The following is a 16,515-nucleotide window of genomic DNA, read 5'->3' as shown; positions in this document are numbered from 1 at the left end:
TATGCCTCATAAAGCCCATCCAAAATTAAACACATATTTTGGAAACTTCTATTCGCTTTTCAAGCAGCAGGTCTACCGGCATTCTCAGCTTCATTCTTATTTTCTCCCTGGAGAAAGATATTAAACACCCTTACGTAAATTTCAAGCCTCCAGTAAAAAATCATCGACTTGGCTGCAGATCTGATCAATATCGGGCCCCAGACAAATTAAGTGCTTTGATTCATCAAACAGCACCAGCTTCTGATCAGCCGAACCTAAATGCTTATGCAAATACTTAACCGTCCGATACGGGACCGTACTATCTTGAATTCCCTGGACAATGAAAACCGGACAAGAAACATTCGGAAGTGCTTTCTTCGTATAATCTATACACTTTTTAAATTCTACAAATGCGCGAAGGGGCACCTTGCCTCGTTTCTCTTGCCGAAGCATATTCAAATCATCCATCATTTCACCTGAGAATGATTTCTTCATGTACTGTAATGCCTCTAACGTTAGCAGTTTCCAGTTAAGGTATTTACCTGAAGCGGAAAGCAGTACAAGCTTGTCTGCTCCATATTTTGCCGCTAAATGGCTTGCAATCATACCGCCCATAGAAAATCCAATAATATAAACAGGCGTACAATTTTCTGCCAGTCGCTCATACGCTACTTCGGCCGCTTGAATCCACTCTTTATATCCAACATCCTTTAGACACAATTCGTCTGTCTGACCATGGCCGGGCAGCGCAACCATTTCCACCTGCCATTCCATATGCTGCTTGCGGAGGTACTGGGTAAGTGGCTCCACCTCATACGTCCCGCCGGTGAAGCCATGGATACATAATATTCCTGTCATTCGATCATCTTCACTTTCTCTTTGTGTTATTTCAATATATTTAAAAAAGAGCCTAATGATTTTACAATAGGCGAAACTTGCTGGACTGTCGTCGCCATTTGCCCAACTGTAGACATCATTTTGTTAATATCCATCTGTCCATTCTTATCTTGAAAGTAGGATGCCAGCCCCTTGGTGAGCTGTGCTTGCTGTTTAGGCTGATACACATTTGTCGGCTGGGCGTACGCATGCCAGTATGGCGCAAGCGGCGGTTTCTTAAAGTATTCATAAGGTGTCGCCGCTGGCTGCTGCGGGGGCGGCGTTTGCTGCTCTCCCCATTGACTGAATTGCTCAGGTGGATATGGGTTAAAAAGATACGGATCGGTTTGTCTGTTCGTATCACCCACACCATCATTTGTTTGAATCTGTTCTTTATTATAATACTGCGATGCCGGATTTGTCTGGTAAACCGGCTCGTAATAATAACGCTGACGGCCATCGCTCATCTGCTGTTTCTGTGTATGGGAGCGCGGCGCTGCCGAATTGTAATAGTACATCGTCCACACGCCTTTCCTATTTCTCCTATATCGTATGTTGGGCGAAGGAAGGGCGTTAACTATACAAAAAAGAAAGCAAAAATCACGCTGAGTCCGTTGATTTTTGCTTCAATAACTAATCTGTGTCCGAGTGGATCGCATTCTATTTATAAGCCCAAGCACTTGCTGGAGCCTGTCTTTTTGGAAACCATGCACTTTCTCCCCATTTACCAAAACGAGAGGTGTGCTGTATATGGAATATGCCTGCATTTCTTTCAATAAAGCTGGCGAATCGGTAACATTCTTTACATTATAGGAGATATTCCACTCATCAAGCTGCTGTACTACTTTATCGCATTGCCTGCAATGATCACTGATGTAGACGTCCACTCTGCGATGCTTCATTTTCATTTCTCCTTTAGACTCTTACTTCATTCTATTCCATATTTTACCCAGTAATATGGTACATAAAACCTCTATACGTACAGAAATACTTTTCTTTTTCATGTAAGCCTTTACTTTTCAAAATTCAGTTTGAGCTCTTTCCTGCGTGGTATCAGTAGCATATGCAATTATATAAAAAGGAGCTGTTAGACATGCCAAAAGATCCAAAAACACAATATTACCATGATACGTTTCCAAAACAATTCCAAGACGCACCAGGACTCCAAAAAGAAATGGATCCGAAGCCAGATTGCGGCGAAGAGAGCTACAAAGGCTCTGGTAGATTGGACGGTCGCAAAGCACTTGTAACAGGCGGAGATTCAGGTATCGGCCGCGCCGCTGCTATCGCATATGCACGAGAAGGCGCAGACGTTGCCATTAACTACCTTCCTGAGGAGCAGCCTGATGCAGAGGAAGTAAAACAATTAATTGAGGAAGCGGGCAGGAAAGCTGTTTTAATTCCTGGCGATTTGAAAGATGAAGATTTTAACTACAAACTAGTCGAAGAAGCGCACGAGCAATTAGGCGGCTTGGACATTCTGGCTCTTGTAGCTGGTAAGCAGCAAGCTGTCGAGGATATTGCTGATTTGCCTACCGAGCAGATAAAAGAAACTTTTGAAACAAATGTTTATCCGCTTTATTGGCTGACAAAAGCTGCGATTCCGCATATGCCAGCTGGTTCTTCCATTATTACAACTACATCCGTTGAAGGCTTTAATCCTTCTCCGATGCTATTGGATTATGCCGCTACTAAAACAGCGATTATCGGATTTACCAAAGGACTAGCGAAACAAATTGCTGATAAAAGTATCCGCGTAAATTCTGTTGCACCAGGTCCCATTTGGACACCATTGCAAATTTCCGGCGGACAGCCGCAAGAGAACATTCCAGAATTCGGCTCAAATACACCGCCGACACCTGTAGGACGTGCCGGACAGCCAGCAGAGCTCTCCAGCGTTTACGTATTCCTTGCTTCTGAAGAATCCAGCTATGTAACTGCCCAAGTGTATAGCATTACTGGCGGTATTCCGACTGCATAAGCAAAAAGCTGCGAGCGTCTGCTCGCAGCTTTTTTTACTGTTTTACTGCTTTCCAATGATGTTTCGTTTGTTCATACGTTCCAATATGCCGGTGCAAGACACCATCTTCTAAATATGCTGTATGAGAAAAGCAAGCATTCAGCAGGTGCCGATCATGACTGATCCCAATGACCGTTCCATCAAATCGCTCCAAAGCTTCCTCCAGAACATGTCTTGATTCTAAATCCAGGTGGTTTGTCGGTTCATCCAATATCAGTAAGTTAATGCCTTCATGCATGAAAATAGCCAGCTTGAGGCGCATTCTCTCTCCCCCGCTCAGCCGTCCAATTGGCTGAAATACGGCATATCCGTAAAACATAAATGCTGCTAGCATATGACGTGCTTCCGCTTCCGTTACAGAAATGACGGACCGGAAATAATCAATCATACGCATGCTAGCATCAGCTTCTTCTAATGGATGCTGCGGTAAATAGCCGGCACGAACTGCACTGCCAACCTGCACACTTCCGCAATCTGCTGCTACATCTCCAAGGACTATTTTAATAAGTGTTGATTTTCCGCTGCCATTATCCCCGACAATTGCTAATCGTTCTTTATAACGGAGGTGCAGCGAAATATCCCGCAATATATCTCTAGCGCCGAAACGCTTATGAACTGACTCCAACCGTATGACATCTTCACCGCTGCGATTGTCAGCAGCCAGCTGCAGCTTCATCTTAGCTGGATCAATATTTGGTCTATCGAGTTTTTCCATTCGCTCCAAAGCACGTTCCATATTTCGCGCTCGCTTATGCAGCCCTTCATTTGGGGGATTAGCTTGGTTAGCCCATAATTTCAGGCGCTTGATTGTTTCTTTCATTTTCTTCATCTTCTTCTGCTGTTCTTTATAAGCTTCAAATTCCTGTAGCAGCTTTGCTTCTTTTTGCTTCAGATAGGAAGTGAAATTACCGGTATAGATTGTTACCTCTCCATCTTCTAAATCTGCAATTCGTGATACAGTGGCATCCAGAAAATACTGATCATGCGAGATAACACAAGCAGCACCTTGGTAATTGACCAAGAAATTTTCCAGCCATTCAATTGCAGCGAGATCAAGGTGATTCGTCGGCTCATCCAGCAGCAATAAATCCGGCTGCTGCAAGAGCACGTATGCTAATCCTACTTTTGTTTTTTCCCCGCCGCTAAGCTTCTCAAAAGGCTCTTCCAGCAAATGGCCAATATGCAAGCCATTTGCCGTGCGAGCTATGTGAGCATCCATTTCATACCCGCCTGCTTCTGCGAATTGCATTTGGACTTCTCCGTATACAGAAAGTGCTTTTTCCAGTTTCTTTGGATCGAGCATCTGCTCTTCCAACCTCTGCATCTTCTCTTGTAAAGCTCCCAGTGCATGAAAAGCGCCTGCCAAGTATTGCTGAACAGTTCCGTCTCGACCTTCAGGTAATTGCTCTAAATAACCTATCCTCGTTTGCTTGCGTATAAACACTTGCCCATCATCACAAGCTTCCAGACCTGTGAGTAATTTAAAAATAGTCGATTTCCCGCTGCCATTTCTGCCTACGAGTCCAAGTTTTTCTCCTGGTTTCACTTCTAAGTTAAGCTTGTCAAACAACAGATTTCCGCCCATGATTTTTTTTACGTTTTTTAGTGTTAATAACATCGCTTATCCGCTCCTTTTCTATATAAAAAAAAGCCAGACAGCAAGACTGTCTGACTCTGGCAAATTCAAAAAAGGGTACAAAAAAAACCACACGCAGGGTGTGGTTCTCTTCACGCCTATTTTATTTGTCGTAGAGAAATAGATCCTGCACATTATTCAGTATTCAGTTGATAAAAAAGGACATACGTATCCCGTTACCAACAAAACCATGAATAATCGCGCGGCGATGCAATAGATTTTGATCTGCTTCACGCGAAAGATTGTGCAACATCTGATTCCCCTCCTTCTCCTTCTAATTATTTCCACTATATGCGATTAAGAGCGAATTGTCAAACTATTCCCCAACAATCATATTCAGATGACCGGGATGTATATTAATCTCACCAGCGGTCTCTGCATATACTTCTCCGTCCATATCAACCGGTTTGCCAGCAGGAGACAAAATACGGACGGTTTCAGCATCCTGCATTTCTACTTCCGTGAGTTCCGTCAAATCTGTTTTATCTTGCTTTATTTGGAGAAGTTGTTTAAAGCTTGAAAGGGTAGAGTTCTTTACGACACAAAGCTGCAATTTGCCATCATCCGGCCTGATTGCTGAACCCGCCATCTCTCTTGTTCCAATGAATCGGCCATTCATCACTAAGATCATCACAGCTTCACCAGTTGCTTTTTCTCCATTCACCTCTATTTCATACGTAAAAGGCTCGACTTGATTAATGGTCCGTAACGTACTCATAAAATAAGAGAGCACGCCCCAAGTAGATTTTTCATTCTCATTGATATTGTTAGAAGTATCAGCAATCAACCCCATCCCCCAAAAGTTTAAGAAATAGGTGTCCTCATATTGTCCGATATCAATAGCCGCTGTCCGTCCGTCAGCAATCGTCTGTGCTGCTTTTTTCAAATTCTGTGGAATACGAAGCATACGACTGAAATCATTGCATGTACCACCAGGAATAATAGCTAGTTGCGGACGTACTGAAAGGGGGGCAATTGCGTTGATCACTTGGTGGATAGTTCCATCGCCTCCATGAATAATTAATAAATCTACCTTCTCCGCCATCCGCTTGCAGTAACTTACTAACTCCTCCAGATCCTTCGTCTGCATGATTTCAAGCTGTTTTACCGCTGGCGAAATCTTTGGAAGCGTTTGTCCAAGTTCTCGTTCCATTTGGTCTTTGTCCATATTTCCATTAATAACATAAACAGCATGTCCAAAAATCTGCATCGTTCTTCACTCCTTCCCTTTTATGTTCCCTGCAAGTTTTCCACTCTAAACTAAAGTAAGAAAAAAGCCGGCTGATAACCGACTTTACAATGCATGACCTGTCACAATCATATATCCGAGCATGAAGGCATTTAGAACGACGATCATTCCTGTTGCTGTCCAAGCCAGAATTTTGACATGCAGCTTATTCACGAACGGCCCCATTTTCTTTTTGCTGTTTGTGAACAACACCAATGGAATAACAGCAAATGAAAGCTGCAGGCTAAGAATTACCTGACTCCATACGAGCAAATCACCAGTACTTGATGGGCCATAAATACCAACGAAAATCAAAGCGGGAATTATAGCGATGATCCGCGTAAACAAACGCCGCACCCATGGCTTGATCCGAAAACGAATGAAGCCTTCCATAACAATTTGTCCAGTTAAAGTTCCTGTGATTGTGGAAGATTGACCTGACAAGAGCAAAGCAAAACCGAATAAGAAGCTGGCAGCACCAGCACCCATCACCGGGGTGAGCAGCTTATATGCTTCTTCAATACCGCCAACATGCTCGCCAATTGTATGGAAAGCAGCTGCACCTAAAATAAGAATCGCTGAATTAACGAAAAAAGCGACACCGAGCGAAAAGGTTGAATCAATATAAGCAAAACGGACGGCTTCTTTCTTTCCTTTCACTGTGTCATGATAATTTCTTGTCTGCACAATCGAGGAATGCAGATATAAATTATGCGGCATGACAGTCGCTCCCAGTATCCCGAGTGCCAAAAACAATATCGATGGATTTGTAACAACTTCTGCTGAAGGAATATATCCTTTTAGCGCTTCCGATAGCGCAGGATGTGAGAAAATCATTTCAAATAAGAAACAGCCAGCGATCGTGACCATCAATACCGTAATGATTGCTTCCATCCAGCGGAATCCTTTTTTCTGCAATAACAGAAGAAGCAGGACGTCCAATGCTGTAATAATAATTCCAATCATAATAGGTATATGGAAAAGTAAATTCAACGCTATGGCTGATCCGAGTACCTCAGCCAAATCGGTAGCGATAATTGCAAGCTCTGTCAGCAGCCACAATACAACTACTACTTTCGGATGAAACGCATCTCGAGTTGCCTGTGCTAAATCTCGCCCTGTAGCTATACCCAACTTGGCTGCGAGGCTTTGCATGAGCATTGCAATCAAGTTAGACAACAGCACGACAGCAAGCAGTGTATACCCAAAGGATGAACCGGCCGATATCGACGTCTCCCAGTTGCCGGGGTCAATGAAGCCGACAGCTACAAGTACGCCAGGTCCCATAAAAGCAAATAGCTTTTTAAAGAAATTCCCATTCTCTGGTATTTCCACACTACGATTCGATTCTTCCAGACTTTTTTCACCAGTCTTAGTGAGCCAGCCCTTATCCCTTTCTTTTCCCATAAGAATCCGCTTCTTTCTTGTTATATAATAGCGCAAGTTTACCAGAGGAAACATTTTTAATCAAGGAAAACAACACGATGTAAAAAAGCTTTCCTGTCATGCCAGGAAAGCTTTCTTTCTCCAAAATCTATCCAAGCTGCTGCTGAAGAAAAGCAATAACTTCTTCTGGAGATTTTGCATTGGCGCTGTGTAGATGCGCAAGTTTCTCACCGTTCTGGAAGATAAGGATGCTTGGTATTCCCATTACTTCCTGTTCAGTAGCAACGTCAGGTACTTCGTCATTATTCAGCTCAAACCATTTATAATTACCGTATTCCGCAAGAACTAAGTCGATAAACATATCCATACGCTTACAATCCGGGCACCAGTCCGCGAAAAACTTCACAATAACCGGCTCCTCACTTGCAATAACCTCATTAAATCTTTCTTTTGTGTTGATGTGTTCCATTCTCGTTTTCCCCCTTTTACATGTCTTTCTAAAGATACGGTACACACTAGAACGAAAGCAAGCAGTTAGCTCTCAGGTGCTTCCTCAATAAACGTAAGCTCAGGAACTAGCTTTGCCATATGTTTTTTCTTTGCCTCATATGCCGCCTTCATATCTGGCAGCTGGTACATCGGTTCAATGCGATAGTCATGCCAGTCTGTAAAGGTTAAATAAGTCAAAAGCACACTTGGATTCGCAGCAGTGACAGTTTGTCCATCTTGTTCCAGATCAAATTGAAAAGCAGCACCAATTCGCCGGTCCGTTTCCTCTTGTGCCGCAATAAAGTTCCCTAGTGAATAGATGGCAAGCGTCTTATTGCCGCCTTTTCCTGTCAGCCATTGTACAGGCTGTAAAACATGCGGGTGACAGCCTAATATTGCTGTTGCACCTTGATCTGCAACAAATTGCGCAAGTTGTTTTTGCTCTTCATTTGGATTATCTTGATATTCAGTCCCAAAGTGAAGGCTGACTATCGTTGCGTCGGCTGCTTGTTTTGCCCGTTTTATATCGTCTTTGATTTTTTGCTTATCAATTAAGTTAACAAGATAATCTTTTCCCTCGGGTACCGGAATCCCGTTCGTACCATACGTATAGCTAAGAAACGCAACAGAAATGCCTTCCGGTGTAGTTTCTATTGTTAGCTTTTCACTATCCTGCTTCGTTGCATACGCTCCAGTATATGCCAAGCCAATCTTTTCATATTGTGCAGCAGCATGCTTAATACCGGCCTCACCCTGGTCTAACGTATGATTGTTGGCCATCGTAACAACATCCACGCCCACATCCTTCAAGGTATCGCCAATTTCATCTGGGCTGTTAAAGGTTGGATATGTGGACACACCGAGCGCTTCTCCCCCCATGATGGATTCCTGATTGGCTACCGTGAGTGTCGTCTCTGTTAAGTATGGCTTCACATCTTGAAACATCGGGTCAAAGTTATAACCTGTCGCAGTCTTCGCTTCCGAATAAATCGAGCTATGTAATAGCACATCTCCAATAGCTGTAACCGAAACCGTTGGTTGAACCGGCTCCTTCTTCGCCTCCAACTCTATTGTATGCTGCTGTACAGCTGTGACTGCTTTTGCTTCTTCCTGTTTCGGCGTACCACCGCTGCATGCTGTTAACGTGACAAGAACCGCCACCCCTATCGTCATTGCTATTTTATTCATTCTTCGCCGCCTGTCTGTGCGTATTTTACTAGTATTATATATGCAGAACAGAATGAAAAACAGCACTTTTTGTAGAAATTGGTAACATTTCATACGGTTATTGCTTACAAAGGAGGTTTCGCATACAATTATCTTATTTTCAAGCCGACGGCACCTATCCAAACGGCAAGCTGCCTGTGCTGTTTCATCTCGATAGAATGTCCTTTAATACAACAATACAAGAATTTAACGTATCGCTTCCTCAGCTGAATCCCGTTACTGTGAACTCAACATGCTGTTATCTACATCTGTTTCGGAGCTCCAATGCCGAGCAGACGAAGCCCTTCTGCTAAAACAGTTTTTACGGCAGTGACGATAGCTAATCGCGCAGCCAGCTTTTCGTCTTCTTCCAATATACGCACTTTGCCGTAATAGCTGTTAAAGGCTTGCGCTAGGTCAATCACATACTTGGCAATACGGGATGGATCATAGTTAACCGTCGCATACGTAACAGCCTCTGGGAACTGAAGCAATTGAGAAAGAATTGACCATGCCTCTACAGCAGTATCTTTGTCAATCATCGGACTGGCAAGATTTATCTCGCTTTTGGCGAGCAATGTACAAGCACGGGCATGGGTATATTGTACATACGGACCTGTCTCTCCTTCGACTCGAAGCATATCCTCAAGTGAAAAGTCGATATCATGAATACGTTCCTGCTTCAAGTCGTGAAATAGCACCGCGCCCACACCTACTTGTCTTGCCACTTCTGCTTTATTAATCAGGTGGGGGTTCTTTTTGGATATATTAGCGTCTGCAAGCTGTATAGCCTGTTCTAATACTTTATCCAGCAGCACAAGCTTCCCTTTACGCGTCGACATTTTTTTCCCATCCTGCAGTACCATCCCAAATGGAATGTGCATAATACCATCCGACCAGTCATACCCCATTTTCGTTAAAACAAGTTTCAGCTGCTGGAAATGCAGACTTTGTTCATGCCCGACAACGTATAAACTTTTCGAGAAGTTATACGTTTCTTTGCGGTAGATTGCTGCTGCTAGATCGCGCGTTGCGTAAAGTGTTGCTCCGTCTTTCTTTTTAATTAAGCTAGGGGGCAGATTATATGCATCTAGTTGGACTACTTGTGCACCTTCCGACAAACTGAGTAGCCCTTTTTGCTCCAGTTCTTTTACAACACGATCCATTTTGTCATTATAAAAAGCCTCTCCTGCGTCTGAATCAAATGTCACGCCCATCAGCTCATACACACGGCCGAATTCTTCCATCGACACATTACGGAACCAGCGCCAAAGCTTAGTGGCATACGTGTCTCCCTGCTCCAATCTGCGGAACCAGTCTCTGCCTTCTTGGTCCAGCTGCTCATTTTGCGCGGCTTCTTCATGAAAACGAATGTACAGCTTTAGCAGCTCCGGAATCGTATTGCTGCGGACTTTTGCTTCTTCTCCCCATTTCTCATACGCACAAATAAGTTTGCCAAATTGTGTTCCCCAGTCGCCGACATGATTAATCCTTACAACCTGATAACCCTGTTTCTCCAGCAAAAGACTGATGCTGTTGCCGATCACAGTAGAGCGGAGATGCCCCATCGAAAACGGCTTAGCAATGTTTGGAGATGACAAATCAATTGTCACCAGCTCCCCTTGTCCTGCCGTTGTACTTCCATAACCCGCTTGCTGCTTTTGAATTGTTTGCAGCACCTGGCTGCCCACGTGTTCTTTATGGAGCGTGAAATTCACATACCCTCCCATTGCCTGGATAGCAGAGAAGGCTGCGTGTGATAAATTTGCCGCTAATTCACTCGCAATATGCTGCGGTGATTGTCTCTTTTCTTTCGCTAATGCAAAACAAGGAAAGGCATAATCTCCATGCTGCAGCTGTTTCGGTCTTTCAATCAGTTTTTCCGTTTCTTCCTTTGATTTGTTCAGTGCTTCAGCTACTAGTTCAGCTGCGATTGATTTGTACATGTCTTATTCCTCCTAAAATAAAAATAACCCGCCTCTTCCATTTGGAAGAGACGGGTTATCCCGCGGTACCACTCTAATTGTCTTTTACAGACCAGCTCAACTTGTTAACGAGATTGATATCCCGGCAGCCTCTACTTTCTCGTTCGTTCAAGGCTGCTGCCAAGAAAGTCCGGTTCCTGCTGCCCTCCACATCCCGCTTTCACCATCCGGGACTCGCTGCTGTTTCCTGCTGCAGTACTCTCTTTCTTATCGGCTTACATATATTGTTACTTATTATAGCGATTTTTACGTCAGATGCAACCCCTTGTTTAGAATTTTATGATGTCGGGAAAACTAGATGTAACACAATAAAGGAGGATGATCGCATGGCTAAACAATATAATAACTACCAACCCGTACGCATGAATGGTGTAAGTCTGTCGGATGCACGTGAAGTAACTTTCCGCAAAGAGTTCAAACAAGCGGATATTGCCGGCGGCTTCCACAAGAAGAATAAACGATAATCAGTTTTTAATCCTGCTGTTTCAAAAGACAGCAGGATTTTTTTTGTATACTTTTTCCTCTTGATAGCGTCGTTATATATAGCAAGCAAAACAGGAGGAGAAAAAATGATAACCATAAAAGATGTATCTCATCACTATACAATGGGGAAAAAGGGAAAAGAAACAGTTGTCTCCGTGCTCCGCCATATTGATTTTCATGTACAAAAAGGTGAGATTGTCAGTCTTGTCGGCAAAAGCGGCTCCGGCAAGTCGACGCTGCTGCATATCATCGGGGGGTTTATCAAGCCATCCAGCGGCGAAGTAAAAATTAACGGAACAGATATTACTAACAGGGATGAAGGCAGACTGGCTGATTTTCGCTTACAGCACATCGGTTACATCTTTCAAAACTTCCAGCTGATTCCGAGTATGACCGCCGCTCAGAACATCGAATTACCACTCATACTGAATGGCACTGCCAAACAAATACGTAATCAAAAAGTGGCTGACATGCTTCGCCAAGTAGAGCTTGAAGCGTATTCTCACCACTATCCGTCTGAATTATCCGGCGGTCAGCAGCAGCGTGTAGCCATCGCCAGAGCACTCATACTTAATCCGTCTTTAATTTTAGCAGATGAACCAACCGGCAGTTTAGATAGTGATACCGAGACAGAACTGCTTTCTCTCATTCGCAAACTAAATAAACGAAACGATATCACCTTCTTCTTAATTACCCATGATCAAGAGGTTGCCGCTATCGCCGATCGGCAGCTGGAAATCAAAGATGGGCAGATGCTTCAAGCGAGAGGAGCGCTGCCGGTATGACATTCGGAGATAAGTGGCGATTTGTACGCCAAAATATGAAAAAGAACCGCGTGCGGGTTTTCATGACCATTCTTGCAGCAGCAATGGGAAGCTGTTTCTTAATTGTTCTTGCTTCTGTCGGATTTGGTTTGCATGATTCGATTGTAGAAGATCAGCTGGAAAGCAGTGTAATTACGAAAATAGAGATTTACGGAAAAAATGATACAGATCAAAATGGCTTTACAAGCGAAAACATTGCTGAGTTGCAGCAAATAGATGGGGTTGAAACAGTACGAGAAATACAGTACTTAGGTGAAACCTCTTACCATATTGACGGCTATACAAATGAGATGCCTGATTCAATTGCAGTCGATTTCGAAAAGGAGAAACAAACGGGCCTTGAGCTAGAGAGCGGCAAATTACCTGAAGCAGAAAATGAAATTATCGTCAGCAGTGATTTTGCGAAACAGCTTGTTCAAGATGATATCGAGGAAAAAGACCTTTATGCCGAAGAAGGCGTGGTTAAGACGGAATATCAATATCAACAAAATCTTCTTAACAAAGAAATCGAGCTGCAAGCATTCGCCACTCCAGAAGATGCAACCGAGCCAAAGGCCACTGCAGAAACAGTCAAGATTGTTGGCATCGAAGCAGCACCAGCAAATGAATATGCCTATAGGAATAGCGTTAAAACAACGCCTGCACTGAAAAGAAAATTAGATGATGCATTACAAATGACAAATAGCCACACAGAGCAAGGAGACCCGTTATACAGTGAAGTAGAAGTGTATGCCTCTAATGCAGAATCAGTAGACGGTATCTTAACTTCCTTGGAGGAAAAAGAGTATCAAGCCTACTCAAACTTGGAAGAACTTAAAAATATAAATGTGTTATTTAACGTTGCCAAAGCTGGGCTGATTATTGTTGGTACGATCGCTGTATTGATTGCATCCATAGGCATTTACAATACGATGACCATGGCAGTAACAGAACGGGCACCTGATATCGGTATTATGAAAGCGATTGGCGCAAATCCAAAGACAATCAAACAAATTTTCCTTATGGAGAGCACGTTTATCGGACTTGCTGGTGCATGGATTGGAACAGCAGCCGCTTACATCATTAGCTTCTTTGTTAATACCGGGGTGCCAATTATCTTGGAACAAATTTTCGAAGAGGAAATACCAGAAACAATGCAGCTCTCTTCTATCCCTTTCTTGCTCGTTGCCATCAGCGTATTGATTTGTTTGATTGTAACGATTCTTTCCGGCGCCAGACCAGCTAAACAAGCGACCAATGTCGATGTCATTCGGGCGCTGCGCCGGGAAATTTAATACTAACTAAGGATCTCTACTATTTTAGAGATCCTTTTTAGTTACACATTTTTTTCTATTTAATAATATAAAACGATGCTAGCAATGAAAGAAGGTCTTTTATGGGAGGATATCATATTGGTTGCTGCGGAGGAACACACTATCGTTACCCGTTTGGAATAGGAAACACTGGGGTTACTGGGGTTACTGGCTTTACTGGACCTACTGGACCTACTGGGACTACCGGCGCTACTGGCTTTACTGGGCCTACTGGACCTACCGGGGCTACTGGCTCTACTGGTCCTGAAGGAAATTCCTCAACGAACTATGAGACCGTAAAGCTTGGAGATATTAATGCAGTTATTCCATTTAATGCAGGCGCGGGTAACAATCAGGCTACTGGGGCACTAGTCTTCGGTGATGCTTCAGTTGTTTCCACTTTGAGTACTTTCATTGTTCAAACTGGAGCTACGACTGGCGCATTCCAAATGGCAGTCATATTGCCGATTACCAACGCGGTAGGAACTGTTGTTGGAATCACCGATTTTGTAACGACCATTACAGGTGGAATATTTCAATTGCCGCTGCAGACTCCTGTTTTATTAGAAGACGGCACAGTCTATTACTTCGCCATCTATAATCAAGTAAATGGTTCTGAGGTAGGTGGTCGTTCTACTGGTTTAGGCACAACCCAAGACGGACCGCCGATTAACTTTCGCACTCAAAATCTTACAGGCTTTGCTATCGGAGATACAATTGATATAAGCGACGAGAGCTTGTTACTCTCCCCATGGATTGCCGGTCATTAAAAAAGCGCCACTAAGGGCGCTTTTTCAAATATCTATAGTCTTATGATCATGTCGATCAACATCATATTCATCCTTCAAATGTACAGGTGCCATCTTAATGATAAGCTGGAGGATAAATGTCGCTACAGCCAAATCATCCACTATTCCGATTCCAATGAGAAAATCGGGAATCAAGTCGAATGGAAAGACGAAATACAACACAATCAATGCAATGGCGGTTACTTTCTTCGCTGCTGCCACTTCTTTAGCAGTAAAGAATGCTTTTAGAAATGGGACCGATTTGCGGAAATTGAACAGAAAACGGAGCCTGCTCCATAGTCTGGTCATATCATCCATCCTTTCTGTCCAAGTGGGACTGCTACCATTTTAAGGGATAGACAGTTTTTTCACAAGAAATACGAAAAGCCCAGCATTTGCATGCTAGGCTTTTCGTTAAGCAATTATGCTTTTTTCTTTTTAGATGCTTTTTCACGTTCGTTCTTGTTAAGGATTTTCTTACGAAGACGAATGGATTCTGGTGTTACTTCACAGTATTCATCGTCATTCAAGTATTCAATCGCTTCTTCAAGAGACAAATCACGTGTTTTACGAATTGTAGAAGTTTGATCTTTATTCGCAGAACGTACGTTAGTTAGATGCTTCTCAACTGCAATGTTAACAGTCAAGTCATTATCACGGCTGTGTTCTCCGACGATCATACCAGCGTATACATCTGTACCCGGAGCAGTGAAGATGATACCGCGGTCTTCTAATTTCATAATACCGTAAGTTGATGCTTTACCTTGCTCAAGTGCAACAAGAACACCTTTAGAACGGCCGCCTACTTGTCCAGCAACAACTGGCTCATATCCGTCGAATGTATGGTTCAAGATACCAAATCCGCGCGTTTGGGACATGAATTCTGTAGAATAACCGATCAAACCACGAGAAGGTACACGGAATTCAAGACGCACTTGACCGTTACCTTGGTTGATCATATCAACCATTTCCCCTTTACGGGAACCTAGAGATTCCATAACAGCTCCAGTGTAATCTTCCGGTACATCTGCTTGTACGCGTTCTACCGGTTCACACATTTTGCCATCAATTTCTTTTAAGATAACTTGCGGTTTGGAAAGCTGCAATTCATAACCTTCACGACGCATATTCTCAATTAAGATAGACAAGTGAAGCTCACCGCGGCCGGATACAGTCCAGGCATCAGGAGAATCAGTTGGATCTACACGAAGACTTACATCTGTCTCAAGCTGTGTAAGCAAACGTTCTTCGATTTTACGGGAAGTAATGTATTTCCCTTCTTTACCTGCGAACGGGCTGTTGTTCACAAGGAAAGTCATTTGCAATGTAGGTTCGTCGATACGCGGGATTGGAAGTGCTTCCGGCTTATCAACCGAGCAAACAGTTTCCCCTACGTTTATATCTTCAAGACCCGCAACAGCAACAATGTCACCAGCTTTTGCTTCTGTAATTTCTGTACGTTTCAAGCCAATGAAACCGAATAGCTTCGTGATACGGAAGTTCTTCACAGAGCCATCTTTCTTCATCAAGGAAACTTGATCGCCAACCTTAACAGAACCACGGAAAATACGACCAACACCAATACGGCCTAGGAAGTCGTTGTAATCCAAGATTGTAACCTGGAATTGCAAGCCTTCATCTGCATTATCAATTGGAGCTGGAATGCTCTCCATGATTGTGTTGAAGATCGGGTCCATTGATTCTTCTAGTGCTTCTGGCGCGTCGCCGGAAGTACCGTTCAATGCGGATGCGTAAACAACCGGGAATTCAAGCTGTTCATCATCTGCACCAAGTTCGATGAATAGATCAAGTACTTCATCAATTACATGCTCAGGACGCGCACTCGGTTTGTCGATTTTGTTTACAACAACAACCGGAGTAAGCTTTTGCTCCAATGCTTTTTTCAATACGAAACGAGTCTGTGGCATTGCACCCTCGTAAGCATCTACAACAAGCAGAACGCCGTCTACCATCTTCAGTACGCGCTCCACCTCACCGCCGAAATCGGCGTGTCCTGGTGTATCCAATATGTTAATTCGTGTATCGTTATAGTTAATCGCAGTGTTTTTCGCCAAGATTGTAATACCGCGCTCTTTTTCCAAGTCATTGGAATCCATTGCGCGCTCATCCACGTGTTCGTTATCACGAAACGTACCAGAATATTTAAGCAACTGGTCAACCAAAGTTGTTTTCCCGTGGTCAACGTGGGCAATAATCGCGATATTGCGAATATCTTCTCTTAATTGCATGTATACATGTCTCCTCTTCTTCATGTAATCCTAACCGACTACAACCTGTTAATTATACCATAGTTCGCGCTTGG

17 protein-coding genes are annotated in these 16,515 nt (G+C 43.4%); 5 read left to right on the top strand and 12 right to left on the bottom strand.

Translation table 11 applies throughout. The features are described from left to right. Nucleotides 1-141: 141 nt before the first annotated feature. The 3 genes from KS242_RS02935 to KS242_RS02925 form a co-directional block, all read right to left on the bottom strand. Entirely contained in the window at nucleotides 142-837 is a 696-nt protein-coding gene (locus tag KS242_RS02935) for an alpha/beta hydrolase (protein WP_217322955.1), read from the bottom strand. A 26-nt stretch (nucleotides 838-863) separates the two neighbouring features. Further along, the gene (locus tag KS242_RS02930; protein ID WP_217322954.1) at nucleotides 864-1,373 is read right to left on the bottom strand and encodes a YppG family protein; all 510 of its coding nucleotides are present in this window, start codon (nucleotides 1,371-1,373) and stop codon (nucleotides 864-866) included. Nucleotides 1,374-1,481: 108 nt separating this feature from the next. Next, entirely contained in the window at nucleotides 1,482-1,757 is a 276-nt protein-coding gene (locus KS242_RS02925; RefSeq protein WP_217322953.1) for a glutaredoxin family protein, read from the bottom strand. A gap of 191 nt (nucleotides 1,758-1,948) precedes the next feature. On the opposite strand from KS242_RS02925, the gene KS242_RS02920 reads away from it, so the two are divergent. Next, entirely contained in the window at nucleotides 1,949-2,836 is an 888-nt protein-coding gene (locus KS242_RS02920; RefSeq protein WP_217322952.1) for an SDR family oxidoreductase, read from the top strand. A 34-nt stretch (nucleotides 2,837-2,870) separates the two neighbouring features. Here KS242_RS02920 and abc-f read toward each other — a convergent pair whose 3' ends face one another. The 7 genes from abc-f to argS all read right to left on the bottom strand — a co-directional run bounded on the left by abc-f (nucleotide 2,871) and on the right by argS (nucleotide 10,766). After that, complete coding sequence (gene abc-f / locus KS242_RS02915) at nucleotides 2,871-4,493, bottom strand: ribosomal protection-like ABC-F family protein (RefSeq protein WP_217322951.1); 1,623 nt, start codon at nucleotides 4,491-4,493, stop codon at nucleotides 2,871-2,873. A 163-nt stretch (nucleotides 4,494-4,656) separates the two neighbouring features. Continuing rightward, nucleotides 4,657-4,764, bottom strand: a complete 108-nt coding sequence (locus KS242_RS18235) for an RAxF-45 family protein (protein WP_305852599.1) — start codon at nucleotides 4,762-4,764, stop codon at nucleotides 4,657-4,659. A gap of 63 nt (nucleotides 4,765-4,827) precedes the next feature. After that, nucleotides 4,828-5,721: a diacylglycerol/lipid kinase family protein gene (locus tag KS242_RS02910; RefSeq protein ID WP_217322950.1), complete on the bottom strand. Its 894-nt coding sequence runs from the start codon at nucleotides 5,719-5,721 to the stop codon at nucleotides 4,828-4,830. 84 nt (nucleotides 5,722-5,805) lie between these two features. Further along, nucleotides 5,806-7,146, bottom strand: coding sequence for an Nramp family divalent metal transporter (locus KS242_RS02905; RefSeq protein ID WP_217322949.1), 1,341 nt, complete (start codon nucleotides 7,144-7,146; stop codon nucleotides 5,806-5,808). A gap of 127 nt (nucleotides 7,147-7,273) precedes the next feature. Beyond that, the gene (locus KS242_RS02900; RefSeq protein WP_217322948.1) at nucleotides 7,274-7,594 is read right to left on the bottom strand and encodes a thioredoxin family protein; all 321 of its coding nucleotides are present in this window, start codon (nucleotides 7,592-7,594) and stop codon (nucleotides 7,274-7,276) included. Nucleotides 7,595-7,659: 65 nt separating this feature from the next. Further along, nucleotides 7,660-8,802 carry a CapA family protein gene (locus tag KS242_RS02895; protein WP_217322947.1) on the bottom strand — a complete coding sequence of 381 codons (1,143 nt, stop codon included), beginning with the start codon at nucleotides 8,800-8,802 and terminating at the stop codon, nucleotides 7,660-7,662. A 281-nt stretch (nucleotides 8,803-9,083) separates the two neighbouring features. Continuing rightward, a complete protein-coding gene (gene argS, locus KS242_RS02890; protein ID WP_217322946.1) occupies nucleotides 9,084-10,766 on the bottom strand; it encodes an arginine--tRNA ligase in 1,683 nt (560 codons plus the stop codon). Nucleotides 10,767-11,131: 365 nt separating this feature from the next. Here argS and KS242_RS02885 point away from each other — a divergent pair, with 365 nt between their 5' ends. The 4 genes from KS242_RS02885 to KS242_RS02870 all read left to right on the top strand — a co-directional run bounded on the left by KS242_RS02885 (nucleotide 11,132) and on the right by KS242_RS02870 (nucleotide 14,174). Continuing rightward, nucleotides 11,132-11,269, top strand: coding sequence for a YfhE family protein (locus KS242_RS02885; RefSeq protein WP_217322945.1), 138 nt, complete (start codon nucleotides 11,132-11,134; stop codon nucleotides 11,267-11,269). Between the two features lie 105 nt (nucleotides 11,270-11,374). Continuing rightward, nucleotides 11,375-12,073: an ABC transporter ATP-binding protein gene (locus KS242_RS02880; RefSeq protein WP_217322944.1), complete on the top strand. Its 699-nt coding sequence runs from the start codon at nucleotides 11,375-11,377 to the stop codon at nucleotides 12,071-12,073. Beyond that, nucleotides 12,070-13,386: an ABC transporter permease gene (locus tag KS242_RS02875; protein WP_217322943.1), complete on the top strand. Its 1,317-nt coding sequence runs from the start codon at nucleotides 12,070-12,072 to the stop codon at nucleotides 13,384-13,386. The genes KS242_RS02880 and KS242_RS02875 overlap by 4 nt, the downstream gene beginning before the upstream one ends. Nucleotides 13,387-13,487: 101 nt before the next feature. Then, a complete protein-coding gene (locus tag KS242_RS02870) occupies nucleotides 13,488-14,174 on the top strand; it encodes a hypothetical protein (RefSeq protein WP_217322942.1) in 687 nt (228 codons plus the stop codon). Nucleotides 14,175-14,198: 24 nt separating this feature from the next. Here KS242_RS02870 and KS242_RS02865 read toward each other — a convergent pair whose 3' ends face one another. Together KS242_RS02865 and typA are read right to left on the bottom strand one after the other, a co-directional pair. Continuing rightward, a complete protein-coding gene (locus KS242_RS02865; RefSeq protein WP_217322941.1) occupies nucleotides 14,199-14,501 on the bottom strand; it encodes a YkvA family protein in 303 nt (100 codons plus the stop codon). Nucleotides 14,502-14,614: 113 nt separating this feature from the next. Further along, complete coding sequence (gene typA, locus KS242_RS02860; protein WP_217322940.1) at nucleotides 14,615-16,441, bottom strand: translational GTPase TypA; 1,827 nt, start codon at nucleotides 16,439-16,441, stop codon at nucleotides 14,615-14,617. Nucleotides 16,442-16,515: the final 74 nt, after the last annotated feature.

The organism is Terribacillus sp. DMT04 (genome assembly GCF_019056395.1).
Classification (GTDB): Bacteria; Bacillota; Bacilli; order Bacillales; family Amphibacillaceae; genus Terribacillus; species Terribacillus aidingensis_A.
The sequence above is the reverse complement of the archived record's forward strand: the minus strand, read 5'-3'. Positions and strand labels throughout refer to the sequence as shown.

What these genes read in the sequence shown, in the direction of transcription:
- KS242_RS02880 (WP_217322944.1), top strand. Translation starts at nt 11,375, where the DNA reads ATGATAACCATAAAAGATGTATCTCATCACTATACAATGGGGAAAAAG.
- KS242_RS02935 (WP_217322955.1), bottom strand. Translation starts at nt 837, where the DNA reads ATGACAGGAATATTATGTATCCATGGCTTCACCGGCGGGACGTATGAG.
- KS242_RS18235 (WP_305852599.1), bottom strand. Translation starts at nt 4,764, where the DNA reads ATGTTGCACAATCTTTCGCGTGAAGCAGATCAAAATCTATTGCATCGC.
- argS (WP_217322946.1), bottom strand. Translation starts at nt 10,766, where the DNA reads ATGTACAAATCAATCGCAGCTGAACTAGTAGCTGAAGCACTGAACAAA.
- KS242_RS02905 (WP_217322949.1), bottom strand. Translation starts at nt 7,146, where the DNA reads ATGGGAAAAGAAAGGGATAAGGGCTGGCTCACTAAGACTGGTGAAAAA.
- KS242_RS02870 (WP_217322942.1), top strand. Translation starts at nt 13,488, where the DNA reads ATGGGAGGATATCATATTGGTTGCTGCGGAGGAACACACTATCGTTAC.
- KS242_RS02900 (WP_217322948.1), bottom strand. Translation starts at nt 7,594, where the DNA reads ATGGAACACATCAACACAAAAGAAAGATTTAATGAGGTTATTGCAAGT.
- KS242_RS02930 (WP_217322954.1), bottom strand. Translation starts at nt 1,373, where the DNA reads ATGTACTATTACAATTCGGCAGCGCCGCGCTCCCATACACAGAAACAG.
- KS242_RS02865 (WP_217322941.1), bottom strand. Translation starts at nt 14,501, where the DNA reads ATGACCAGACTATGGAGCAGGCTCCGTTTTCTGTTCAATTTCCGCAAA.
- KS242_RS02895 (WP_217322947.1), bottom strand. Translation starts at nt 8,802, where the DNA reads ATGAATAAAATAGCAATGACGATAGGGGTGGCGGTTCTTGTCACGTTA.
- KS242_RS02875 (WP_217322943.1), top strand. Translation starts at nt 12,070, where the DNA reads ATGACATTCGGAGATAAGTGGCGATTTGTACGCCAAAATATGAAAAAG.
- KS242_RS02885 (WP_217322945.1), top strand. Translation starts at nt 11,132, where the DNA reads ATGGCTAAACAATATAATAACTACCAACCCGTACGCATGAATGGTGTA.
- KS242_RS02920 (WP_217322952.1), top strand. Translation starts at nt 1,949, where the DNA reads ATGCCAAAAGATCCAAAAACACAATATTACCATGATACGTTTCCAAAA.
- KS242_RS02910 (WP_217322950.1), bottom strand. Translation starts at nt 5,721, where the DNA reads ATGCAGATTTTTGGACATGCTGTTTATGTTATTAATGGAAATATGGAC.
- abc-f (WP_217322951.1), bottom strand. Translation starts at nt 4,493, where the DNA reads ATGTTATTAACACTAAAAAACGTAAAAAAAATCATGGGCGGAAATCTG.
- typA (WP_217322940.1), bottom strand. Translation starts at nt 16,441, where the DNA reads ATGCAATTAAGAGAAGATATTCGCAATATCGCGATTATTGCCCACGTT.
- KS242_RS02925 (WP_217322953.1), bottom strand. Translation starts at nt 1,757, where the DNA reads ATGAAGCATCGCAGAGTGGACGTCTACATCAGTGATCATTGCAGGCAA.